The 21,158-nt window shown below is 63.5% G+C and carries 18 protein-coding genes and 1 pseudogene; 13 read left to right on the forward strand and 6 right to left on the reverse strand.

Going from position 1 to position 21,158, the window contains the following annotated elements:
• Positions 1 to 35 precede the first annotated feature (35 nt).
• Positions 36 to 449 carry a hypothetical protein gene (locus P9220_RS25415; RefSeq protein WP_309768614.1) on the reverse strand — a complete coding sequence of 138 codons (414 nt, stop codon included), beginning with the start codon at positions 447 to 449 and terminating at the stop codon, positions 36 to 38.
• A 398-nt stretch (positions 450 to 847) separates the two neighbouring features.
• On the opposite strand from P9220_RS25415, the gene P9220_RS25420 reads away from it, so the two are divergent.
• From P9220_RS25420 to P9220_RS25480, 13 genes and pseudogenes are all read left to right on the forward strand, one after another.
• Positions 848 to 2,317, forward strand: coding sequence for a glycosyl hydrolase (locus P9220_RS25420; RefSeq protein WP_309768615.1), 1,470 nt, complete (start codon positions 848 to 850; stop codon positions 2,315 to 2,317).
• A 199-nt stretch (positions 2,318 to 2,516) separates the two neighbouring features.
• Positions 2,517 to 4,190, forward strand: coding sequence for a methyl-accepting chemotaxis protein (locus tag P9220_RS25425; protein WP_309768616.1), 1,674 nt, complete (start codon positions 2,517 to 2,519; stop codon positions 4,188 to 4,190).
• Between the two features lie 199 nt (positions 4,191 to 4,389).
• Positions 4,390 to 4,923, forward strand: a complete 534-nt coding sequence (locus tag P9220_RS25430; RefSeq protein ID WP_309768617.1) for a DUF488 domain-containing protein — start codon at positions 4,390 to 4,392, stop codon at positions 4,921 to 4,923.
• Between the two features lie 74 nt (positions 4,924 to 4,997).
• The gene (locus P9220_RS25435; protein ID WP_309768618.1) at positions 4,998 to 5,870 is read left to right on the forward strand and encodes a GNAT family N-acetyltransferase; all 873 of its coding nucleotides are present in this window, start codon (positions 4,998 to 5,000) and stop codon (positions 5,868 to 5,870) included.
• Between the two features lie 3 nt (positions 5,871 to 5,873).
• The gene (locus tag P9220_RS25440) at positions 5,874 to 6,800 is read left to right on the forward strand and encodes a glyoxylate/hydroxypyruvate reductase A (RefSeq protein WP_309768619.1); all 927 of its coding nucleotides are present in this window, start codon (positions 5,874 to 5,876) and stop codon (positions 6,798 to 6,800) included.
• A 165-nt stretch (positions 6,801 to 6,965) separates the two neighbouring features.
• Complete coding sequence (locus P9220_RS25445) at positions 6,966 to 8,375, forward strand: aspartate aminotransferase family protein (RefSeq protein WP_309768620.1); 1,410 nt, start codon at positions 6,966 to 6,968, stop codon at positions 8,373 to 8,375.
• 43 nt (positions 8,376 to 8,418) lie between these two features.
• Positions 8,419 to 8,916, forward strand: coding sequence for a winged helix-turn-helix transcriptional regulator (locus P9220_RS25450; protein ID WP_309768621.1), 498 nt, complete (start codon positions 8,419 to 8,421; stop codon positions 8,914 to 8,916).
• Positions 8,917 to 9,025: 109 nt separating this feature from the next.
• Entirely contained in the window at positions 9,026 to 10,090 is a 1,065-nt protein-coding gene (locus tag P9220_RS25455; protein ID WP_309768622.1) for a tartrate dehydrogenase, read from the forward strand.
• 18 nt (positions 10,091 to 10,108) lie between these two features.
• The gene (locus P9220_RS25460; protein ID WP_309768623.1) at positions 10,109 to 11,590 is read left to right on the forward strand and encodes an NAD-dependent succinate-semialdehyde dehydrogenase; all 1,482 of its coding nucleotides are present in this window, start codon (positions 10,109 to 10,111) and stop codon (positions 11,588 to 11,590) included.
• Entirely contained in the window at positions 11,587 to 12,546 is a 960-nt protein-coding gene (locus tag P9220_RS25465) for a M14 family metallopeptidase (protein ID WP_309768624.1), read from the forward strand. Before P9220_RS25460 ends, P9220_RS25465 begins: the two co-directional genes overlap by 4 nt.
• 18 nt (positions 12,547 to 12,564) lie before the next feature.
• Positions 12,565 to 12,909, forward strand: a complete 345-nt coding sequence (locus P9220_RS25470) for a cupin domain-containing protein (protein WP_309768625.1) — start codon at positions 12,565 to 12,567, stop codon at positions 12,907 to 12,909.
• A gap of 225 nt (positions 12,910 to 13,134) precedes the next feature.
• Positions 13,135 to 14,072, forward strand: a pseudogene (locus tag P9220_RS25475) (ABC transporter substrate-binding protein).
• Positions 14,073 to 14,171: 99 nt separating this feature from the next.
• Complete coding sequence (locus tag P9220_RS25480; RefSeq protein ID WP_309768626.1) at positions 14,172 to 15,890, forward strand: GMC family oxidoreductase N-terminal domain-containing protein; 1,719 nt, start codon at positions 14,172 to 14,174, stop codon at positions 15,888 to 15,890.
• Here P9220_RS25480 and P9220_RS25485 read toward each other — a convergent pair.
• Genes P9220_RS25485 through P9220_RS25505 form a run of 5 tightly spaced genes read right to left on the reverse strand, consistent with a single transcriptional unit; the run spans position 15,878 to position 21,101 of the window.
• Positions 15,878 to 17,305: an aldehyde dehydrogenase family protein gene (locus P9220_RS25485; protein WP_309768627.1), complete on the reverse strand. Its 1,428-nt coding sequence runs from the start codon at positions 17,303 to 17,305 to the stop codon at positions 15,878 to 15,880. The two genes, P9220_RS25480 and P9220_RS25485, sit on opposite strands and share 13 nt — an antisense overlap.
• Positions 17,306 to 17,336: 31 nt before the next feature.
• Complete coding sequence (locus P9220_RS25490; RefSeq protein WP_309768930.1) at positions 17,337 to 18,143, reverse strand: ABC transporter permease; 807 nt, start codon at positions 18,141 to 18,143, stop codon at positions 17,337 to 17,339.
• Positions 18,143 to 19,054 (reverse strand): ABC transporter permease, encoded by a 912-nt coding sequence (locus tag P9220_RS25495; protein ID WP_309768628.1) that lies wholly within the window; start codon positions 19,052 to 19,054, stop codon positions 18,143 to 18,145. The genes P9220_RS25490 and P9220_RS25495 overlap by 1 nt, the downstream gene beginning before the upstream one ends.
• Entirely contained in the window at positions 19,051 to 20,385 is a 1,335-nt protein-coding gene (locus P9220_RS25500) for an FAD-binding oxidoreductase (RefSeq protein ID WP_309768629.1), read from the reverse strand. The genes P9220_RS25495 and P9220_RS25500 overlap by 4 nt, the downstream gene beginning before the upstream one ends.
• A 2-nt stretch (positions 20,386 to 20,387) precedes the next feature.
• The gene (locus tag P9220_RS25505; protein WP_309768630.1) at positions 20,388 to 21,101 is read right to left on the reverse strand and encodes an HAD-IA family hydrolase; all 714 of its coding nucleotides are present in this window, start codon (positions 21,099 to 21,101) and stop codon (positions 20,388 to 20,390) included.
• Positions 21,102 to 21,158: the final 57 nt, after the last annotated feature.

Here is a 21,158-nt window from a genome sequence, read left to right on the forward strand (position 1 = left end):
GCGGACGACGCGACAGCCTGACGCGGCCGCCGTGATCAATGCGCGCGAAAATGCCGGACATAGTTCAGCGCCCTTCTTATGCGGACGGCGCGATCTTCGAACACGTATGAAGCGATTAGCGCAAGCGCACCGGCGACCACTCCCGTCAGCACATGTTCGAGATAAGGCGCGCGATACCGGCTCGCGTGCGAATACGCATCGCCCAACATGCTCAGCACCGCCACGACGGCTGCGTTGCCATAGCGATTCGCGTACAGCTTGCCTGCGGGAGTGAACGTGACGAGGACCGCCAACAGTCCGGTAAAAAGCCCTGTCTCGAGCGCAGTCGTCCAGTGCGCGAGATTCATGACCTGACTCCAGCTTCCGGGCATGCACGTCATGCATGCGCACGCGGGCTGCCAGAAACGCTGGATGAAACGTGTCGCGCGCCGCTTCCACTCGCTGGCCATGATCGTCCTTTCGCTTCCGCGTCCGATTCAATCGACGCCGTCGTTCGCTATCGCTCCTGACATCTCCTGAACTATACGACTCTCTGTTGACAAGGTGGATGCGCGTCCACGTTGCAACAACCGGCCGGTTCACGGTGCCGCGACCGGTATTCAAGAAACGTGTCGAAGTGCAAGTGTCGATCCGGTAAATCTCAGTTGCCGTGCGCGTTGCGGCAGAGTTCGGCAAAAGACTTCACACTTGATTGGCTATCGGATTCAGGCAATCGTCACGCTCTCGATAGTTAGGTTTCCTTTCAATGACCGTTGACGTGCGCGCTTTCGAACGTATGCGATACAGACCGAATCGCCATCAGCACCGGAAACGTTCATAGCCCAACTCATTGCAATCGCATTACTCAATGAAACAACGTGGCAAGCGTATCGAACAACTCCTGCATTGCAGGACTGTTCACCAACGGTTGTCCCGCCGCGCGTTCCTGTGTCTGCTGATGGCCGAAGCCGGCGGCGCGGCGTTATCGGCATGTGGAGGCGGCGGCAGTCCGCCATCCGGGACCGTTGCTTCGAGCAGCGTCGCAAACGGCGCATCAGGAACAGGAAGCGCGACGGAGTCATCCGGCAACACGGTTTCGGTCGATGCAACGCATCCATCGAGCAACGCGGTTTCGCCGAGCGCAACTTACCCGCCCGCTATCACTATTCCACCGGCCGCATCCATCACCGATAGCGCGGGCGCGGTGTGGACGCTGGTCGACGGTCGCGTGATGAAGGACGGCGTGAACGCGCTGACCGGTTCGAGCGTTGCACTGTCACTGGTGCTCTATTTCAACGGCATCATCTACGCGCAGAACCTGAGCGGCGTGTGGTATCAGAACGGCTCGCCGTGGAAGAACATCGGGAGCATCGATCCGCGCAACGTCGTCAAGCCCTCGAACACGTCGCTGTTCTATGGCATCAACGGTCACATGGCCTGGGGCGCGGGCGTCTACGTCACCATGACCGCCGAGCGGCAGCTTGCGATTTTGAAGGACCTCGGCGTGACGATGTATCGCTGCGACACGGCCGACGCCGGCATGTCGGCGACGCTTGCCATGGCGCTGCGCGGCGCATTCGCGGGCAGCGGTGTCGGCATCATGCCGGTGCTCAATCCGCGTTCGGCGGGCTGGAATCCGACCGGCACCGAAGCCGCGGCGTACTCGCTCGGCTATGACCTTGCCGTGCGCTGCACGCAGCCGCTGAAGGGCCTCGTCACGCATATCGAATGCGGTAATGAACTGGATACCGTGGGCCTGCAGATTGGCGGCGACGGCAGTCAGACGTCCGACTGGAACCCGGCAGAGTGGCCGGCGTTCCGTGGCGTGATTCGCGGCATGATCGCGGGCGTCAAGGCGGTCGATCCGGCCATCAAGTGCGGCGTGAACGTCGGCATTCCGATGGCGTATCGCGCGCTGCAAATGCTGTGGAACGGCCTTTCGCCGAACGGCACGGCAACGGGCGTATCGGGCGCGGCATCGGTGCAGTGGGACTACACGACGTATCACTGGTATCACAGCTCGGGCAAGATCGAGTGCGCGGGTCGCAACAACGCATGCATCAACGTGCTGCAAGTGCTGAAGGACTCGTTCAACGTGCCGATCTGGCTGACCGAATGGGGCTGGTCCGGCTCGGCGGATTCGCCGGCGGCGCGATCGGCGTATGTGCAGGAAACGATGGCGTCGTACTACGCGATCAAGGACAAGTACAACCTCGAAAGCATCATGTTATTCACGATGATCGACGCGGACTACGGCCTGATCGAGAGTGACGGGGTAACGAAAGGCCCGGCGTACGAAGCGTTCAAGAACTCCATCGCGGCGAATCGGGTTGAGTGAATTAGGTATCTATTACATAGCACAGCCGTGCGATTAACCAAATAGGTAAAGTTTCCGCGAGACGGGTCGATAAATGTAATGAAGGCGACAGTTTCGCAGCATCGGTTTGTCAGGCGACCCTTGGCGAACTCAGCGACCGGCGACCGGCCGTGACTCTCACTGTTCCTGCCCAACCTTAACAACCGGTCCTCGACTATCAATGAATAAACTGCACCACCTCAAGGTCGGCACCCGGCTGACTGTCGGCTTCGGCGTTCTCGTTGCGATGCTCGTTCTCGTCGCCGCAATCAATCTCTTCAACATGCGCGGTCTCAACAATGAGATCACATTGATAACCGATGATCGAATGGTCAAGGCGGCCGAGGTATCTAAAGCCAAGGACTCGGCGAGCCAGACGGTATTGCGATTGCAGCGCGCTGCAATCACTGGACGCCCTGACGACATCGAGGCCATGAAAGCCGGTGTTATTGAGGCATCCAGATCAACGTCACAGCGCCTGGAACGCGTGCAGCGGCTGATTTCGTCGTCACGCGGTCAGGAGCTTTTCAACGCGGTGGTCGAGGCACGTGGCCGCAACACCGCTGCGCGCAATGTCGCCGTGGACATGCTGACGGCAGGAAATGTCGACGATGCCCGGGCGCAGATCGCCGGGCCGCTGGCGACCGCTCAGAGCCAGTATTTCGCGGCGCTCGACGCGCTGGTTTCTTACCAGTTCGAACTCGCCGACGAGTCCGCGAAGGAAGCGCATGCCGCCTATGGCCGCGCGTTCGTGCTGTCGATCGGGGCGACCATCGCGGCCGTGTTCATGGCGATTGCCGCGATGCTGGTCATCACCCGCTCCGTGACGAAGCCCGTGAAGGATGCACTCGATGCGATGACCGCACTCGAGCAGGGCGACCTGACGCATCGAGTGGAAGCGGTTGGCCGCGATGAACTCGCCGATCTCATGCGCGCGATACAGGCGGCGTTCGCCAGGCTGTCCGCGCTTGCAAACGGCATCAAGGAGTCGGTCGACGTGATTCGAACGGCATCGGGAGAGATCGCGGCCGGGAGCACGGACCTGTCTTCGCGCACGGAACAGCAAGCCGCGTCGCTGGAGGAAACGGCAGCGAGCATGGAAGAGTTGACTGCGACCGTCAAGCAGAACTGCGAAAACGCGATGCAGGCGAGCGGCCTCGCCGACAACGCGAACGTCGTCGCGAACGAAGGCAGCGCGATCATCGGACAGGTCATTCAAACGATGGACGCAATCGAGCAGAGTTCGGGCAAGATCGCGGAGATCATCGGAATGATCGAGGGCATCGCATTCCAGACGAACATCCTCGCGCTGAATGCAGCCGTCGAGGCCGCGCGTGCAGGCGAGCAGGGGCGCGGTTTCGCGGTCGTTGCGAGTGAGGTGCGCAGTCTTGCACAGCGGTCGTCGGCTGCGGCGAAGGAGATCAAGGACCTTATCGAAACGTCCGGAGGTCGCGTGGAGGCCGGTACGGAACTGGTCGCGAAGGCGGGCGAAACGATGCAGCGGGTCGGCACTGCGATCCAGCGCGTCACCGACATCATGGGCGAGATAGCGTCCGCTTCGAACGAGCAGACGCGCGGTATCGAGCAGGTGAATCAGGCCATCTCGCAGATGGACGAGGTGACGCAGCAAAACGCGGCGTTGGTCGAGGAGGCGGCTGCGGCGGCGGGATCGATGGAGGACCAGGCGAAGCAATTGAGCGCAGCGGTTGCAGTGTTTCGGACGGGAGAGACGGTTGCGGCTGCTGGTCCCGTAACGCGGCCGTTGGTGCGTGAAAGGGCGCGCGCGGCGGTCGGTGCGGTGAAGGCGTCGGGTGCGCCGGTGCTTTCGGGTAATGGCGACTGGTCGACTTTTTGAGCTCGAAGTGGATGTTGGGGGGGAGGCGGGCCTTGCACCGTGCTTCGTTAGTGCGAGCGTGGCGGCGCGGCGAAACTGATCGTGCGGGTTCCGTCGCGGGGTCACCATACGTCTGCGGCGATACATCGATCGCATCGGGCGTCATCGCACGCCCCCGGCACACCTCCTGCTCCTCACTCCGAAACCGCACGAGCCGCCCATGCCCCTTCCCTTCTACACCATCGGCCATTCCACCCGATCCATCGACGAACTGGCCGCACTCCTCCACGCAGCGAACGTCGAGCGCCTGATCGACATCCGAACCGTACCGAAATCGCGCACGAACCCCCAGTTCAACGCCGATACCTTGCCCACGAGCCTGCAACCCCACGGGATCGTCTACGAACGCATCGCCGAACTCGGCGGCCTGCGCAGCAAGGCCAGAGACATCCCGCCCGAAGTCAACGGCTTCTGGGAGAACCGCAGCTTCCACAACTACGCGGACTACGCACTGTCCGACGCCTTCCGCACCGGTCTCGATCTCCTCATCAGCCTCGGCCGCGAACAGCGCTGCGCCATCATGTGCTCCGAGGCCGTCTGGTGGCGCTGCCACAGGCGCATTGTCGCCGACTATCTGCTCGCGCACGGCGAGACCGTGTTCCATCTGATGGGCGATGACCGCATCGAAGAAGCGCGTCTCACACAAGGCGCGATCGTCCATTCGCCCACCGCCGTGCAGTACCCGGCTGCGTGACGCAGCAGGATCGTCCTATCCGCGCTCGGCGCAGCGTGCCAAAGTGACAGGCATCTTGCAACGTGGAGCATGCCGTGTCCGCCGCCGAAACATCCGCTCTTCTCTACCGCCCCTTCACCGCCGACGACATCCCCGCGGCGCACGCGTTATCCGTCGAAGTCAAATGGCCGCATCGCGCCGATGACTGGCGCTTCGTGCTCGATCTAGGCGAGGGCTTCGTCGCGCAGGAAGGCGAACGCGTCGTCGGCACGGCGCTCTGCTGGAAGCACGGCGACGATGGCGGATCGCTCGGCATGGTCATCGTCGCGCCGGATAGCCAGGGCAAAGGCATTGGACGCAAGCTGATGGAACTGCTGCTCGACGCGCTCGGCAACCGCATCACCGTGCTGCACGCAACACCCGCCGGCGAGCCGCTCTATACGAAGCTCGGCTTCCGGCGCATCGGCGCGGTCCATCAGCATCAATCCGCCGATTTCTCCGTGCCCTTCATCGATCTGCGGCCAGGCGAACGCATCCGCGCAATCGATGCAGGCGATACCCCCACGCTCGTCGCACTCGCATCGCGCGCAAGCGGCTTCGATCGCAGCGCAGTATTGCCCGCGCTGCTGGACGCCGCGCAAGGCGTGGTGATCGAACGCGACGGCCACACGCTCGGCTTCGCGCTCATCCGCGATTTCGGGCGCGGCCGTGCAATCGGCCCCGTCGTTTCCATCACCGCCGATGACGAACACGTGCGCCACGCCCAGGCGCTGATCTCGCACCTGCTTGCGCGTAACGAGGACCGCTTCACGCGCATCGACACGCCCGGCGACAGCGGCCTGTCGGACTGGCTCGCGACCGTCGGCCTGCCGCGCGTCGATACCGTCATCAAGATGGCGCGCAACGGTACGCCGCCGCACGATGCATCCGTCGCGCAATTCGCGATCATCAATCAGGGGCTCGGCTGATCCATGACGATTCTCTATAAGGCCGATCCCGAACGCGGCAGGCAATGGGCGCAGCACTTCGCACAAAAAGCGCCGGACGTCCCCTTCCGTGTGTGGCCCGATATCGGCGACGCCGCCGCCGTCCGCTATCTCGCCGCATGGCAGCCGCCTGCCGACATCATGCAGACGCTGCCCAACCTCGAAGTGATTTTCTCGGTAGGCGCGGGCATCGATCAATTCGATCTGTCGAGCGTGCCGCCGCATGTCGCCGTCGTGCGGATGACCGAGCCGGGCATCGTCGAAGGCATGACGGAATACGTCACGCAGGCGGTGCTCACGATTCACCGCGATCTGCCCGACTACGCAACGCTGCAGCGCGAGCGCGTCTGGCGCGAGATGCCCGTGCGCCCAGCCGCGACGCGGCGCATCGGCGTCCTCGGTCTCGGCATGCTCGGCACGGCGGTGCTTCAAACGCTGCGTCTCTTCGGCTTTCCGTGCGCGGGATGGAGCCGCTCGCAGCATCACATAGAAGGCGTCGAATGCTACGCGGGCGATGCTTCCTTCGATGCCTTCATCGCGCGCACGGATATCCTCATCTGCCTGTTGCCGCTCACCGATGCGACGCGCGGCGTCATCGACAGGCACGTCTTCGCGACACTGCCGCAAGGCGCATCGCTGATCAATGTGGGGCGCGGTCCGCACGTGATCCAGCAGGACCTGCTCGATGCGCTCGACAGCGGCCATCTGCACGCCGCCATTCTCGACGTGACCGATCCCGAGCCGTTGCCGCCGACACATCCGTTATGGACTCATCCGCGCGTGCGCCTCACACCGCATATCGCGAGCGCGACGCGCCCCGAGTCCGCCGTCGAGGTCGTGCTCGACAATCTGCGCCGCCATCGCGCGGGAGAACGCATGACCGGGGAAATAGACCGCACGCGCGGCTACTGAACAGTCGTGCGAATCGCGCAGCACAAAATGCTGCGCGGCCCCTGAAAAAAGCCACATTTGCGCTTTTTGGCGATTTTTTTGGCGATGCGCGCGATACCTTCCTGCCGATAGTATGAAAGCGGTCAAGAGCCATTCCGAACACTTCGCGAAGAGGAAAGCCGCATCATGTCGATCAAGTCGCTCGTCGAATCCGACCGCAAGCATCTGATTCATCCCGTCGTCAGCTATCGCGCGCACGAGGCGCGCGGCGTCACCGTGCTCGATTCCGCCGACGGCGTGTTCCTGCGCGATATCGAAGGCAATCAGCTACTCGATGCGTTCTCGGGCCTATGGTGCGTGAACACCGGCTACGGACACGCGAGCATCGTCGAGGCCGCGTCGAAGCAGATGGCGAAACTGCCGTACGCAACCGGTTATTTTCACTTCGGCTCGGAGCCCGCAATCGAACTGGCCGCGAAGCTCGTCGAGCTCGCGCCCGCGTCGCTGCAACACGTGTACTTCACGCTCGGCGGCTCCGATGCGGTCGATTCCGCGCTGCGCTTCATCACACACTACTACAACGCAACGGGCCGTCCGTCGAAGAAGCATTTCATCGCGCTGCAACGCGGATATCACGGGTCGTCGTCCGTAGGCGCAGGGCTCACGGCACTGCCCGCGTTCCATCGCAACTTCGACCTGCCGCAACGCACGCAGCATCACATTGCGTCGCCGTATGCGTATCGCAGCGATTACGCCGATGACGCCGCGCTCATCGATGCATCGGTGAAAGCGCTCGAATCGAAAGTGGCCGAACTCGGCGCGGAGAACGTCGCCGCATTCTTCTGCGAGCCGATCCAGGGATCGGGCGGCGTGATCGTGCCGCCTGCCGGCTCGCTGAAGGCAATGCGCGAAGCGTGCCGCAAGCTCGACATTCTCTTCGTCGCCGATGAAGTCATCACCGGCTTCGGCCGCACCGGCCCGCTCTTCGCATGCGAAGGCGAAGGCGTGGAGCCGGACCTGATGACCGTCGCGAAGGGCTTGACCGCCGGCTATGCGCCGATGGGCGCGGTGCTCATGTCCGATGCGGTCTATCGAGGCATCGCGGATGGCGGCGATGCCTCTGCGCCGATCGGTCATGGTCATACGTATTCGGCGCATCCGGTGAGCGCGGCCATCGGCCTCGAAGTCATGCGGCTCTATCACGAAGGCGGCCTGCTCGCAAACGGCCAGGCGCAAGCGCCGCGTTTCGCGCAAGGGCTCGATGCGCTGCTCGATCATCCGCTCGTCGGCGATTCGCGTCATCGCGGCTTGCTCGGTGCGCTCGAACTCGTCGCGGACAAGGACAGCAAGCGCGGCTTCGACGCCTCGCTCAAGCTGCCCGATCGCATCGCGGCGGCGGCATATCGCAACGGTCTCGTGTTTCGCGCATTCGGCGACAACATCCTCGGCTTCGCGCCGGCGCTCTGCTATACGGAAGCGAACTTCGACATGCTGTTCGAGCGCCTCACGAAAACGCTCGACGACGTGCTCGCCGCAAGCGAGGTCCGCGCCGCATTGAAGGGCGTTTCCGGATGTAGTTCTCGCGCGGCCGCGTGATAACATCGACCGACCGCCGACATGCAAGACCGAACCCGCCACGATGAGCAACGACAGCAAGCTGGACCGCATCGATCTCCGCATCCTCTCGCAATTGCAGAAGCGCGGGCGCATCACGAACGTGGAGCTTGCCGATGCGGTCGGTCTGTCGCCGAGTCCTTGCCTGATCCGCGTAAAAAGGCTGGAAAAAGCGGGGTATATCGTCGGTTACGGCGCGCAGATTCAACTCGAGAAGCTCGGCGACGTGCAGGTGGTCTTCACCGAAGTCACGCTCGCCGATCATCGCCGCGAGGACTTCATCAAGTTCGTGAATGCCGTGAAAGATGTCGACGAGATCGTCGAGTGTCATCTCGCGAGCGGCGGCTACGACTATCTGCTGAAGTTCGTCACGCGCAGCGTGAGTCATTATCAAAGCATCATCGAAGGGCTGCTGGAACGCGGCATCGGCATCGAAAAGTACTTCAGCTACGTCATCATCAAGACGTCGTTCGTGAAGTCGCACTATCCGCTCGAAACGCTCTTCTCGCAGCCGCAACACTGAGGCGCACGCCTCGTCCCCCTTTCGTTTTGTCAAAGGCAAGCTCGCGCTCATGCATTGCTTATGCACGCGCGTGCTTTTTCACGTCGATCAACTTCACGCGGAGTAATCCATGTCCAGCACCTATCGTATTGCCGTGATTCCGGGCGACGGCATCGGCAAGGAAGTGATGCCCGAAGCATTGCGCGCGCTCGATGCCGTGAGCAAGCGCTTCGGCATCGGGCTCGAGTATCGGCAGATCGAATGGGCAAGCTGCGACTACTACGCGCAGCATGGCCAGATGATGCCCGACGACTGGAAAGCCCGGTTGCAAGACGCGGACGCCATTCTGTTCGGCGCCGTAGGCTGGCCGCAGACCGTGCCGGACCACGTCTCGCTGTGGGGTTCCCTCCTCAAGTTTCGCCGCGAGTTCGACCAGTACATCAACCTGCGCCCTGCGCGTCTTTTCGATGGCGTGCCCTCGCCGCTCGCGAATCGCAAGGCGGGCGACATCGACTTCATGATCGTGCGCGAGAACACCGAAGGCGAGTATTCGTCGGTGGGCGGCGTATCGTTCGAAGGCACCGAGCGCGAGTTCGTCTCGCAGACCTCGATCTTCACGCGCAAGGGCGCCGAACGCGTGCTGAAGTTCGCGTTCGACCTGGCGCAGCAGCGCGAGAAGAAGATAACGGTCGCGACGAAGAGCAACGGCATCTCGATCAGCATGCCGTGGTGGGACGCGCGTGCCGCCGAGATCGCGCAGCAGTATCCTGAGATCGTGTGGGACAAGCAGCACATCGACATCCTGTGCGCGCGCTTCGTGCTGAATCCGGATCGCTTCGACGTGGTCGTCGCGACGAACCTCTTCGGCGACATTCTTTCGGACCTCGGCCCCGCATGCACGGGCACCATCGGCATCGCGCCGTCTGCGAACATGAATCCCGAGCGCAACTTTCCGTCGCTGTTCGAGCCGGTTCACGGTTCCGCGCCGGATATCGCGGGCAAGGGCATCGCCAATCCGGTCGCGATGATCTGGTCCGCTGCGATGATGCTCGACTTCCTCGGCGAGCGCGAAGCGCATGACGCGATGCTCGCCGCCATCTCCGCGGTGCTCAAGGAAGGCCCGCGAACCGGCGATCTGGGCGGCACGGCGAAGACGGCGGACGTCGGCGCAGCGATCGCCCAACTGCTCGCCTGATGCTTCCGGAGAACCATCATGACGCAACGATACGAACTGAGCGATCTGATCCGCGCCGATAACTTCATCGACGGCAAATGGGTCGCGGCGGCGAGCGGCAAGCGCTTCGCCGTCACCGATCCCGCGACGGGCGAAGTCATCGCGCAGGTCGCGGACAGCGGCCCCGCCGATGCGCGCGCCGCCACCGATGCCGCCGCACGCGCGTTCCCCGCGTGGCGCGATGCGTTGCCGAAGGATCGCGCGGCCGTGCTGCATCGCTGGCACGCGCTGATCGTCGAAAACGCGGATGCGCTCGGGCGTCTCATCTCGCTCGAACAGGGCAAGCCGTTCGTGGAAGGGCGCGGCGAAGTGATGTACGGCGCATCCTATGTCGCATGGTTCGCCGACGAAGCCACGCGCATTTACGGCGACATCATTCCGCAGCAGCAGCGCGGCAAGCGCATGAGCGCGGTGAAAGAGCCGGTCGGCATCGTCGCGGCCATCACACCGTGGAACTTCCCGCTTGCGATGATCGCGCGAAAGATCGCGCCGGCGCTCGCGGCGGGCTGCACGGTCATCGGCAAGCCAGCGGAAGACACGCCGCTCACCGCGCTCGCGCTCGTGATGCTCGCGCACGAAGCAGGCGTGCCGCCGGGCGCGTTGAACCTGATCAGCGCGTCGCGCGAGCACGCGCAGGAAGCGGTGGCGGACTGGCTCGAAGACGGCCGCGTGCGCAAGATCACCTTCACCGGCTCGACGCCCGTGGGCAAGTATCTCGCGCGTGAATCGGCGGGAACGCTCAAGAAGCTGTCGCTCGAACTCGGCGGCAACGCGCCCTTCATCGTGTTCGACGATGCCGATATCGACGCCGCTGTCGCGGGCCTCATGGCATCGAAGTTTCGCAATGGCGGACAGACCTGCGTGTGCCCGAATCGCGTGTACGTGCAGTCGTCCGTGTATGACCGCTTCGCCGACTTGCTGGCGAAGCGCGTCGCCGCGCTGAAGGTCGCGCCCGCCACCGACCCCGATGCGCAGATCGGCCCGATGATCAACGCACGCGCGGTCGAGAAGATCGAGCGTCATGTGAACGATGCGGTGAAGCGCGGCGCGCGCATACTCACGGGCGGCAAGCGGCTCGATATCGGGCCGAACTTCGGTCCCAACTATTACGCGCCCACGGTGCTCGCCGACGCCACGCCCGACATGCAACTGAGCTGCGAGGAAACCTTCGGTCCTGTCGTGCCGCTCTTCCGTTTCGACGATGAAGCCGAGGCCATTCGCGCGGCGAACGATACGCCGTTCGGGCTTGCATCGTACTTCTATAGCCAGGACGTGAAGCGCATCGATCGCGTGGCTCGCTTGCTCGAAGCGGGAATCGTGGGCATCAACGAAGGCGCGCTTGCGAGCGAGGCCGCGCCGTTCGGCGGCGTGAAGGAGTCCGGCTACGGACGCGAAGGCTCGAAATACGGTCTCGACGATTATCTGTCGATCAAGTACCTGTGCCAGGGCGGTCTCGAATGAACGCCTATCCGATCGAGATCGCGTTTCCGGACATCGGCTTGCATGAAGCGGGCAATACGGGCGTGCCGTATGTGCATACCTTCGATTCGGGCATCGACGGTCCGCACGTGATGATCAACGCGCTCACGCACGGTAATGAAGTGTGCGGCGCGATCGTCGTGGATGAACTGCTGCGGGCCGAACTGCGTCCGCGTCGCGGCAAACTCACGCTCGCGTTTGCGAACGTCGATGCCTATCGCCGTTTCGATGCCGGCAAGCCCGATGCTTCGCGCTTCGTCGACCAGGACTTCAATCGCGTGTGGACCGCGCAAACGCTCGATGACGCATCGCGCGATTCGAGCGAACTGCGCCGCGCCCGCGCGATGCGGCCCGTCGTCGACACCGTCGACCTTCTGCTCGACCTGCATTCGATGCACGAGAAGAGCAAGCCGTTGATCGTCGCAGGGCCGCTCGACAAGGGCATCGAACTGTCGGCGCAGCTCGGCGCGCCGGCCACCGTCATCTGCGACGAAGGGCATCCCGAAGGCCGCCGCATGCGCGATTACGAAGGCTTCGGCGATGCATCGAGTGCGAAGAACGCGCTGCTGATCGAATGCGGACAGCACTGGGAAGCGAGCGCGGTGACGGTCGCGCGCGATGTGACGGCGCGCTTTCTCGTGCTCTCCGGGGTAATCGACAAACAAGACCCGCCCGACGGATGGATACAGCCATCGCCGCCGGAAATGCTCGTCGTGCGCGTGACGCAACCCGTCGTCGCGACGAGCATGGATTTCCGCTTCGCCGGCGAATTCACCGGGCTCGAAGTCTTTCCCGATGCGGGCAGCATCATCGGCTGGTCCGAAGGCAAGCCCGTCGAAACACCGTACGGCGACTGCATGCTCGTCATGCCTTCATTGCGGCAATTGCGGCCCGGCGTCACGGTCGTGCGGCTCGGCAAGATCGAGCGGCGCATTTAACTCAACTGAGAGCGAGAGATGAAAGTTCAGCAGATCAGGCAAAGCGTGGCGATCGGAGGACTGGAAGACTGGGGCACGGCCGGACTGCCCGGCACGCAGGAAATCAGGGTATCCGGCGTGCAGAAGGTCATTCCGGGCAGCGAGGCGATCGATACAGGCGTGTTCGAATGCACGCCCGGCACGTATCGCCGCTCGGTGAAACAGGCGGAGGTCATGCACTTTCTGGCGGGCAGCGGCCGCTTCACGCCCGACGGCGAAGACACCGTCCACTTTGCAGGCGGCGATACGCTCTTCTTTGCGGCGAATACCGAAGGCACATGGGAAGTCGATGAAACCATGCGCAAGGTCTATGTGATCTTCTGAACGACATAACATCAGGTCATGGTCACTCCAACAATTGCGGCGTTGCCCTCGTCTATTTGACTCAATATATTTCGAATCATCCCCGCGTCGTCGCCGCTTCGGACTGAAACCGGGCGGGACTGCGCGACCTGCAACAGGTCCACTGCTTCAACCTTTGTCGAGGAAAACGCCGTGATGAAGATTGCAAGGTTCCGCTGTCCGCACATTCCCCTTCGTCCGCTTGCGATGACATTGCTGCTGTCCGTCGCGGGTGCGGCGCCCGCCTTCGCGGCCGGCAAGATCACGTTCGTGTCGCAAGGCGGCGCCTATCAGGAAGCGCAGACCAAGGCGATTCTCGATCCCGCCGCGAAAGAGCTCGGCATCACCATCAACCAGGACAGCATTCCCGATGCGTGGCCGCAGATCAAGGCGCAAGGCGCGACGGGCAAGCCGATCTGGGACGTCGTCGATACGCCGACATCGAACTGCCTGCGGGGCGGGCGTGAAGGGCTGCTCGAGAAGCTCGATTTCTCGAAGATCCCGAATGCCGCGACCATTCCCGAGAAATACCGCACGCCTTATTCGGTGCCTTACGAGTTCTATTCGACCGTCATCGGCTACAACAAGAAGACGCTCAGGAAAGTGCCGCAAGCTGGAAAGACTTCTGGGACGTGAAGAACTTCCCCGGCACGCGCGCACTGCGCAACGATCCGACAACCGTGCTTGAAGCCGCGCTGCTCGCCGACGGCGTTGCGCGCGACAAGCTCTATCCGCTCGATGTCGATCGCGCGTTCAGGAAGCTCGAAGAAATCAAGCCGCATGTCACGGTATGGTGGACGTCGGGGGGCCAGTCCGCGCAATTGCTGCATGACGGCGAAGTCGACATGACGATGATCTGGAACGGCCGCGCGAGCGCCGTGATGAAGGACGATCCCGATGTCGCGTTCACCTTCAACGACGGCATCCTGCAGAACACGCAGCTTTGCATCCTGAAGAACGCGCCGAATCTCAGCGACGCCGTGCGCTTCGTGAACGCGGCCGTATCGCCGGAATTGCAGGCCAACCTTCCGCTTTATATCGACTACGGTCCGGGCAATCCCGCTGCATTCAAGACAGGCAGATCAGCGACAAGCGCGCGGCCGAGTTGCCGAGCGCACCGGCCAACGCCGCGAAACAGGCATTGATGTCCGAAGAATGGTGGGCGTCCGAACCGGGTATTCAGGCGAAGGCGCGCTGGCTCAAGTTCATGCAGTAGCGCGGCTTTCGCCCGGGGACGTTTCGACGTGTTCGACTATCTGATACTCGGCGGCGGCTCGGCCGGCTGTGTGCTGGCCGCGCGTCTTTCCGAAGATGCGCGCGCGAGCGTCTGTCTCGTCGAAGCGGGCCGCGATATCTCCGCGCAATCGATGCCCGATGCGATCCGCAGCCGCTATCCGGGCCGCGCCTATCTCGACACGCGCAACATCTGGCATGCGCTGAAAGCACGCATGAGCGCGCGCGCCACCTTGCGGCGCTACGAACAGGCGCGGCTGCTCGGCGGCGGCTCCGCGATCAACGCGCTGATGGCCAATCGCGGTCGCCCCGCCGACTACGACGAATGGGAAGCACTCGGCGCATCGGACTGGAACTGGGCAACGTGCCTGCCGTACTTCCGCAAGCTCGAGTCGGACTGCGATTTCAGCGGCGATCTGCACGGCAGCGACGGACCGCTGCGCATTCAACGCACGCCGCTCTCGCGCATATCGCCGTTCGTGCGCGCAGTGCTTGCCTCGCTCGCCGATCGCGGTCACGCGATGCACGAAGACCAGAACGGACCGTGGCAGGACGGCACGTTCGTCGGCTCCATTGCGGTGAGTCCGCAAGGCGAACGCATCCCGACTTCGGTGTGTTATCTCGACGATGCCGCACGTGCGCGCCGCAACCTGACGATACGCACCGGCGAAACAGTCGAGCGCATTCTGTTCGATGGGCAACGGGCGATCGGCGCGCGCATCGTTCGCGCCGACGGCACGCATCACGATGTGCAAGCGCGGCGCGTGATCGTATCGGCGGGGGCGATTCACAGTCCCGCGTTGCTGATGAGAAGCGGCATCGGGCCGGCGGACGAGCTCGCCGCGCTCGGTATCGATGTCATAGCGGATCGGCCGGGCGTGGGCCGCAACCTGATGGAGCATCCGTCGATTGCCGTGTCCGCGTTCCTGCCGCGCGCCGCGCGCACACCGTTCCCCGACGAGCATCACGAGCAGGCCATCGTGCGTTTTTCTTCCGGCCTTCCCGATACCGTTCAGGGCGACATGCACGGCGCCATTCTTTCTCGATCGGGCTGGCATTCGGTGGGCTATCGCCTGGGCACGATCTTCTTCTGGGTCAACAAGTCGTATTCGCGCGGACGCGTCACCCTTGCTTCGCCCGATGCAGGCGATGAACCCACGGTCGATTTCGCCATGCTGTCGGATTCGCGCGATCTCGAACGATTGAAACTCGCGCTGCGCTTCGGCGCTTCGGTGCTTGCATCGCCGGCGATGAACGCGCACCGCGATGTAGTCTTTCCGTCGAGCTATTCCCCGCGCGTGGCGGCCGTCGCAGTGCCGGGCAAGTGGAACGCGCTGCAGCGCGGCGCATTGAGCGCGCTGCTCGATGCGGCAGGCCCGATGCGCCACGCGTTGATCCGAAGCGTCGTGACGCAGGGCGTGACCATCGGCCAACTGCTCGATGACGACGACGCGTTGACCGCGTTCGTCATGCGTTCGGTGGGTGGAACATGGCATCCGTCGGGCACGTGCCGCATGGGTTCATCGAGCGACAGATACGCCGTCACCGATTCGCGTGGCGCGGTCTACGGCGTCGATGGCCTCCACGTATGCGATGCCTCGCTGATGCCGTCCATTCCGTGCGCGAACACGAACGTCCCGACGATCATGATCGCGGAGCGCGTAGCCGATGCGTTACGCGGCGCGCTGCAAGCCGAACTCACAGCGCATACGGAGCACTACGCGCCGTAGCCCACGATGCCCTTCACTTCGAGAAACGCCTCCAGTCCCCACTCGCCGTACTCGCGGCCGTTGCCCGACTGCTTGTAACCGCCGAACGGCGAGCCCGGGTCCCACGCCGGATAGTTCACGTAGACGCTGCCCGCGCGCATCTTCCTCGCGACGCGCCGCGCTCGTTGCAAGTCCTTCGACTGCACGTAGGCCGCGAGGCCATACGGCGTGTCGTTGGCGATTGCAACGGCCTCTTCCTCGTCGCGATACGGCATGATCGCGAGCACCGGTCCGAAGACTTCCTCACGCGCAATCGTCATCGACGGATGCACGTTCGCGAACACCGTCGGCTTCACGTAGTATCCGCGCGCGAGTCCGTCCGGGCGTCCGGGACCGCCTGCGGCCAGCGCCGCCCCTTCGCTCATGCCGATCTCGATCATCCGCTGCACGCGTGCGTACTGCACGTCGCTGACCACGGGCCCCATCGTCGTGCCGGGCGCATCGGCCGGGCCTACGCGATGCTGTCCCGCCGCGCGCGCCGCGATCTCCACCGCTTCATCGTGACGCGATGCCGGCACGAGCATCCGCGTCGGCGCATTGCACGATTGACCGCTATTGCCGAAGCACGCGTTCACGCCCGCTGTCACCGCTGCTTCGAGATCGACATCGTCGAGCAGGATGTTCGCGGACTTTCCGCCGAGTTCCTGGTGCACGCGCTTCACGGTCGGCGCGGCGAGCTTTGCGATTTCGATGCCCGCGCGCGTCGATCCGGTGAACGACACCAAGTCCACATCCGGATGCGCGGAAAGCGCCGCGCCGACGGTCGGGCCATCGCCGTTCACGAGATTGAACACGCCTTTGGGCACGCCCGCGGCATCGACGATTTCCGCGAAAAGCACTGCGTTCATCGGCGATACTTCGCTCGGCTTCAGGACGACCGTGCAGCCCGCCGCGAGCGCAGGCGCAACCTTGCACACGATCTGATTGATGGGCCAGTTCCACGGCGTGATGAGCGCCGCCACGCCGACCGCTTCGTGATCGATCAGCGTCGAGCCTTTCATGCGCTGCCATTCGAAACGCGCGACCGTGCGCAGCGTCTCCTCGATATGCCGCTTGCCGAGTCCCGCCTGCCACGCATGTGCGAGCTTCTTCGGCGCGCCGATCTCGCGCATGATGACGTCGGCCATCTCGTCGTAGCGCGCGAGATACGCGTCGAGCAGACGCTCGAGCATTGCAACGCGCTCTTCGATGCGCGTCGTGGCGAACGATGCAAACGCGCGGCGCGCGGCGGCCACGGCGCGATCGACGTCGCGGGCATCGCCGAGTGCGACTTCCGCTATCGTCTCTTCCGTCGATGGATCGATGACGGGCAGACGCCTGTCGCCGGAAGGATCGACCCATTCGCCATCGATATAGAACTGCTGCAAATGTCGCATGTTTTTCAGGGGTGAAATGATCACGCAATGGTCAGGCTCGCGCCGCGGGAGAAGAACGCCGGCTCACGACGACGATCATCACGAGGCACAAGGTCAGGGCCGTCAGCATCGTGCTGATGGCGGCGATGGTCGGATCGATTTCATCGCGCAGCGTGACGAACATGCGGCGCGTGAGCGTCTGATTGTTGCCGCCCGAAATGAAGAGCGCGACCACGGTTTCATCGAGCGCCTGAATGAACACGAAGACCGCGCCCGAGATCACGCTCGCCTTGATCTGCGGCAACGTGACCGCCATGAACGCGCGAAAACGATTCATGCCGAGACTGCGCGCCACCATCTCCTGCGTGCGATCGAAAGTGCGCAAGTCCGCGCCCACGGAGATCAGCACATAAGGCAGGCCGAGCATCGTATCCGCGACGATGAGACCGCCGAGCGTGTTCACATACCCCATTTGCGTGAAGACGAAGAACACGCCGACCGCGACGATGATGATCGGCACCATCAGCGGCAGCATCAGGAGCGGGCGCAGATAGCGCAAGGACGGATGCGATCCGTACTGGATGCCATACGCCGCCGCGATGCCGAGCGGTGTCGCGATCAACGCGGCGCATGCGGAAGCCGCGAAGCTCGTCTTGGCCGCGTCGATCCAGGCGGGGTTGTCGAAGAACGCGTGATACCAGCGCAGCGAATACGCGGGCGGCGGAAAGGTGAGAAAGCGCGCATCGGAAAAAGAAAGCGGCACGACGATCACCACCGGAATCATCAGGAACGCGAGAATCAGCATCACCGATGCGCCGAGCGTCATGCGCCCGAACGACCATGTATTTCTTATCGCCATCATTTCGCCCCCAGCGTTTTCTCGAGCGGAATCACGCGGCTGACCGCATAGAAGATCGCGAACACGCAGATCAGCAGCACCACGCTCACCGAACTCGCCGCGCCCCAACTGTTGTAAATCTCGACGTTGCGGCTCACGATCATCGAGACCATCATCGATTTGCCGCCGCCCATCAGCTCCGGCGTGATGTAAAAGCCCAGGCACAGCACGAAGACGAGCGTCACGCCGGCGAGCACGCCGCTCATCGAAAGCGGCAGGAACACGCGAAGAAACACATGCAGCGGCGACCCGCCGAGGCTCGCGCCCGCCTGCGAGAGATTCGGCGCGATCTTCTGCATCGCGGAGAAGAGCGGCAACACCATGAAAGGCAGGAGAATGTGCACCATCGCGATGATCGTGCCGAACTGGTTATACGAGAGCTGCAAGGGACGATCGATCAGGCCCATGCCGAGCAGCGCCTTGTTGATGAGACCCGTGCGCTGCAGCAGCACGAGCCACGCATAAGTGCGCACGAGCACGCTGGTCCAGAATGGCAGGATCACCATGCCGAGCACGAGCGCGCTCCATCGCGGCGATATCGAGGCCGCGAAGTACGCGACCGGATAACCGAGCAACAACGTGATGACGGTCACGACGAAGCTGAGCTTGAACGTCAGCAGGAAGGTGTCGAGATAAGCGCCCGTGAAGACGCGCTTGTAGTTCACGAGCGAGAACGCGCCATCGTGCACGAACGATTGCCACGACAGCCACGCGAGCGGCGCGACGAGCAGCACGATCACGACGAGCAGCGCCGGCGCCATCAGCAGCAGCATCGTGCGGTCTTCGCGACGTTGATGGCGCACCGTTGGGTCGAGCGTCGCCGCATGCATCCCGGCGGTGTTCTGGAGTACGCGTTTGGCTGTGGTCATCATGCACCTACGGCGTCGAGAAACTGATACCACGCGGCGACGAGCCTCACGCCCGGCGCGCGCAGCGTATGAAAGGGCACCGGCCGCAGACCGTCCTGCGCGAGCAATGCAAGCTCGGGCTTTTCGCCGAGCGCAAGCGCAGCCGCATGCTGACCGATGAGACTCGCCATCGCCACGCCCGCGCCGTTGTAGCCGAGGCAGAACGTCGTGGCGTCGTCGCTGCGGCCTACGTGCGGCAGCGCGTTGAAGGTCATGCCAACATAGCCCGACCAGCGATACTCCACCGCTACATCCTGCAACTGCGGAAAGAGCGCGATCATCGCGCGTTGCAGCGCATCGAAGCCGGTCGGCTCGCCCTCTTTACCGAACGCATCGCGTCCGCCGAAGAGCATGCGGCCGTCGACCTTGCGGAACCACTTCATCATGCGCCGCGTTTCGGTATAGCTGCGGCGATTGACCATGAGTTGCGCGTCGATCTCTGGCGGCAACGGCGCGGTGGCGATCATCGCGCTTCTGAACGGCACGAGCTCGCGATGATACGAAGCGGTGGCATCGGTGAGATTGGAGTACGCGTTCGTCGCGACGATGACCTGCCGTGCACGAATGTTTCCGCCCGGCGCGCTCAGATGCACCCGGCCGTCCTTCGCACGCGACATCTCCGTGACGGGCGTCGATTCGTGAATCGGCACGCCGCGCGCAGTCAAACCCGCCGCGATGCCACGCACATATTCGAGCGGCAGGATAGTGCCCGCATCCGCGCTCAGCACGCCGCCGACGAAGCCCGCCGATCCCGTCTCATGCGCCACTTGCGCGCGCGACAGCACGCTCATCGACGTATCGTTGAGCGACGTGCGCAGCCAGTCCGCTTCGGCGCAAATCGACGCGAACGCACGCTCGGTATGCGCGCACCGCAGGCTGCCGGTCCGCTCGAAGCGCGCGCGTTCGATCCCGAATTCCTCGACGAGCGCCTCGACCGTGCGCACGCCATCGTGCGCAAGCCGATGCATGCGCTTCGCCACGTCGATGCCATGCGCGCTCGCGATTGCCGGAAACGACACGCGGAACTTCGACGACACGACACCGCCGTTGCGCCCGCTCGCGCCCCAGCCGACCGGATTCGCATCGAGCACCGCGCATTCGACGCCGCGCTTTTGCAGCGCATAGGCGGCGCTCAAGCCCGAATAGCCCGCACCGATGATGGCCACTTCGACATCGATATCGCGGGCGAGCGGCGCGCCCGTGCTGACCGGCGCATCGAACGCGGGCACGCGCGCGGCCATCGCGCGCCACAGCGATTCCGGTTGCGGGCGAAGCGGAGCAGACGGGGCGCGCATCGTCAGGCAGCGGCGCGGACTTCGTCTTCGACGGCATCCGCGAGGGCGGCAAGCGTCGCGAACTTCCACGTCGGCTCCGTGACGGTCTCGGGCACCGGCGTCGCGCCGAAGCCCTTCATGCCCTGGCGACGTTCGATCCAGCACGTCGCATATCCGAGCTTCGTCGCAATGCCGATGTCGTGATACTGGCTCTGCGCCGTGTGCAGGATCTCTTCGAACTTGTAGCCGAACGCGGCCTGACGTCCACGGTTGTAGGCGAAGAATTGCGGATCGGGCTTCGCGACGCCGGTTTCATCGCAACATACGGTGTCGTCGAACGGATTGCCGAGCGTATGGGCATACGCTGACAGTGCGACGCGATCTGCATTCGTCATCGCGACGAGACGGAAGTGCTTGCGCAGGCGCTTCAACGCCGCGACCGAGTCTTCGAACGCAGGCCATTCGAGCACGTCGCGCTGGAACGCTGCGGCGGATTGAGCATCGTCAGGCAGTCCCAACTTTCTTGCCAGATGGAGATACACGTCCGCCATTGCATGGCTCGAACGGCCGGGATGCGTCGCGCGCCCTTCCATATACGGCTCGAAAATCTGATCGTCGGTCAGGTCCTTCGCCTTCGGGCCGCCGAGCCGGCGCACGGAATCCAGCACGCCCTTCTCGAAGTTGATCAGCGTGCCGACGACATCGAACGTCAGAACCTTGAAATCGGTGAGATTCATTGCTTCATCCTCTACGGGTTGCATCGCTACGTTGACAGTCGAAATCGCCCGTGCACA

The organism is Caballeronia sp. LZ016 (assembly GCF_031450805.1).
Taxonomy (GTDB): domain Bacteria; phylum Pseudomonadota; class Gammaproteobacteria; order Burkholderiales; family Burkholderiaceae; genus Caballeronia.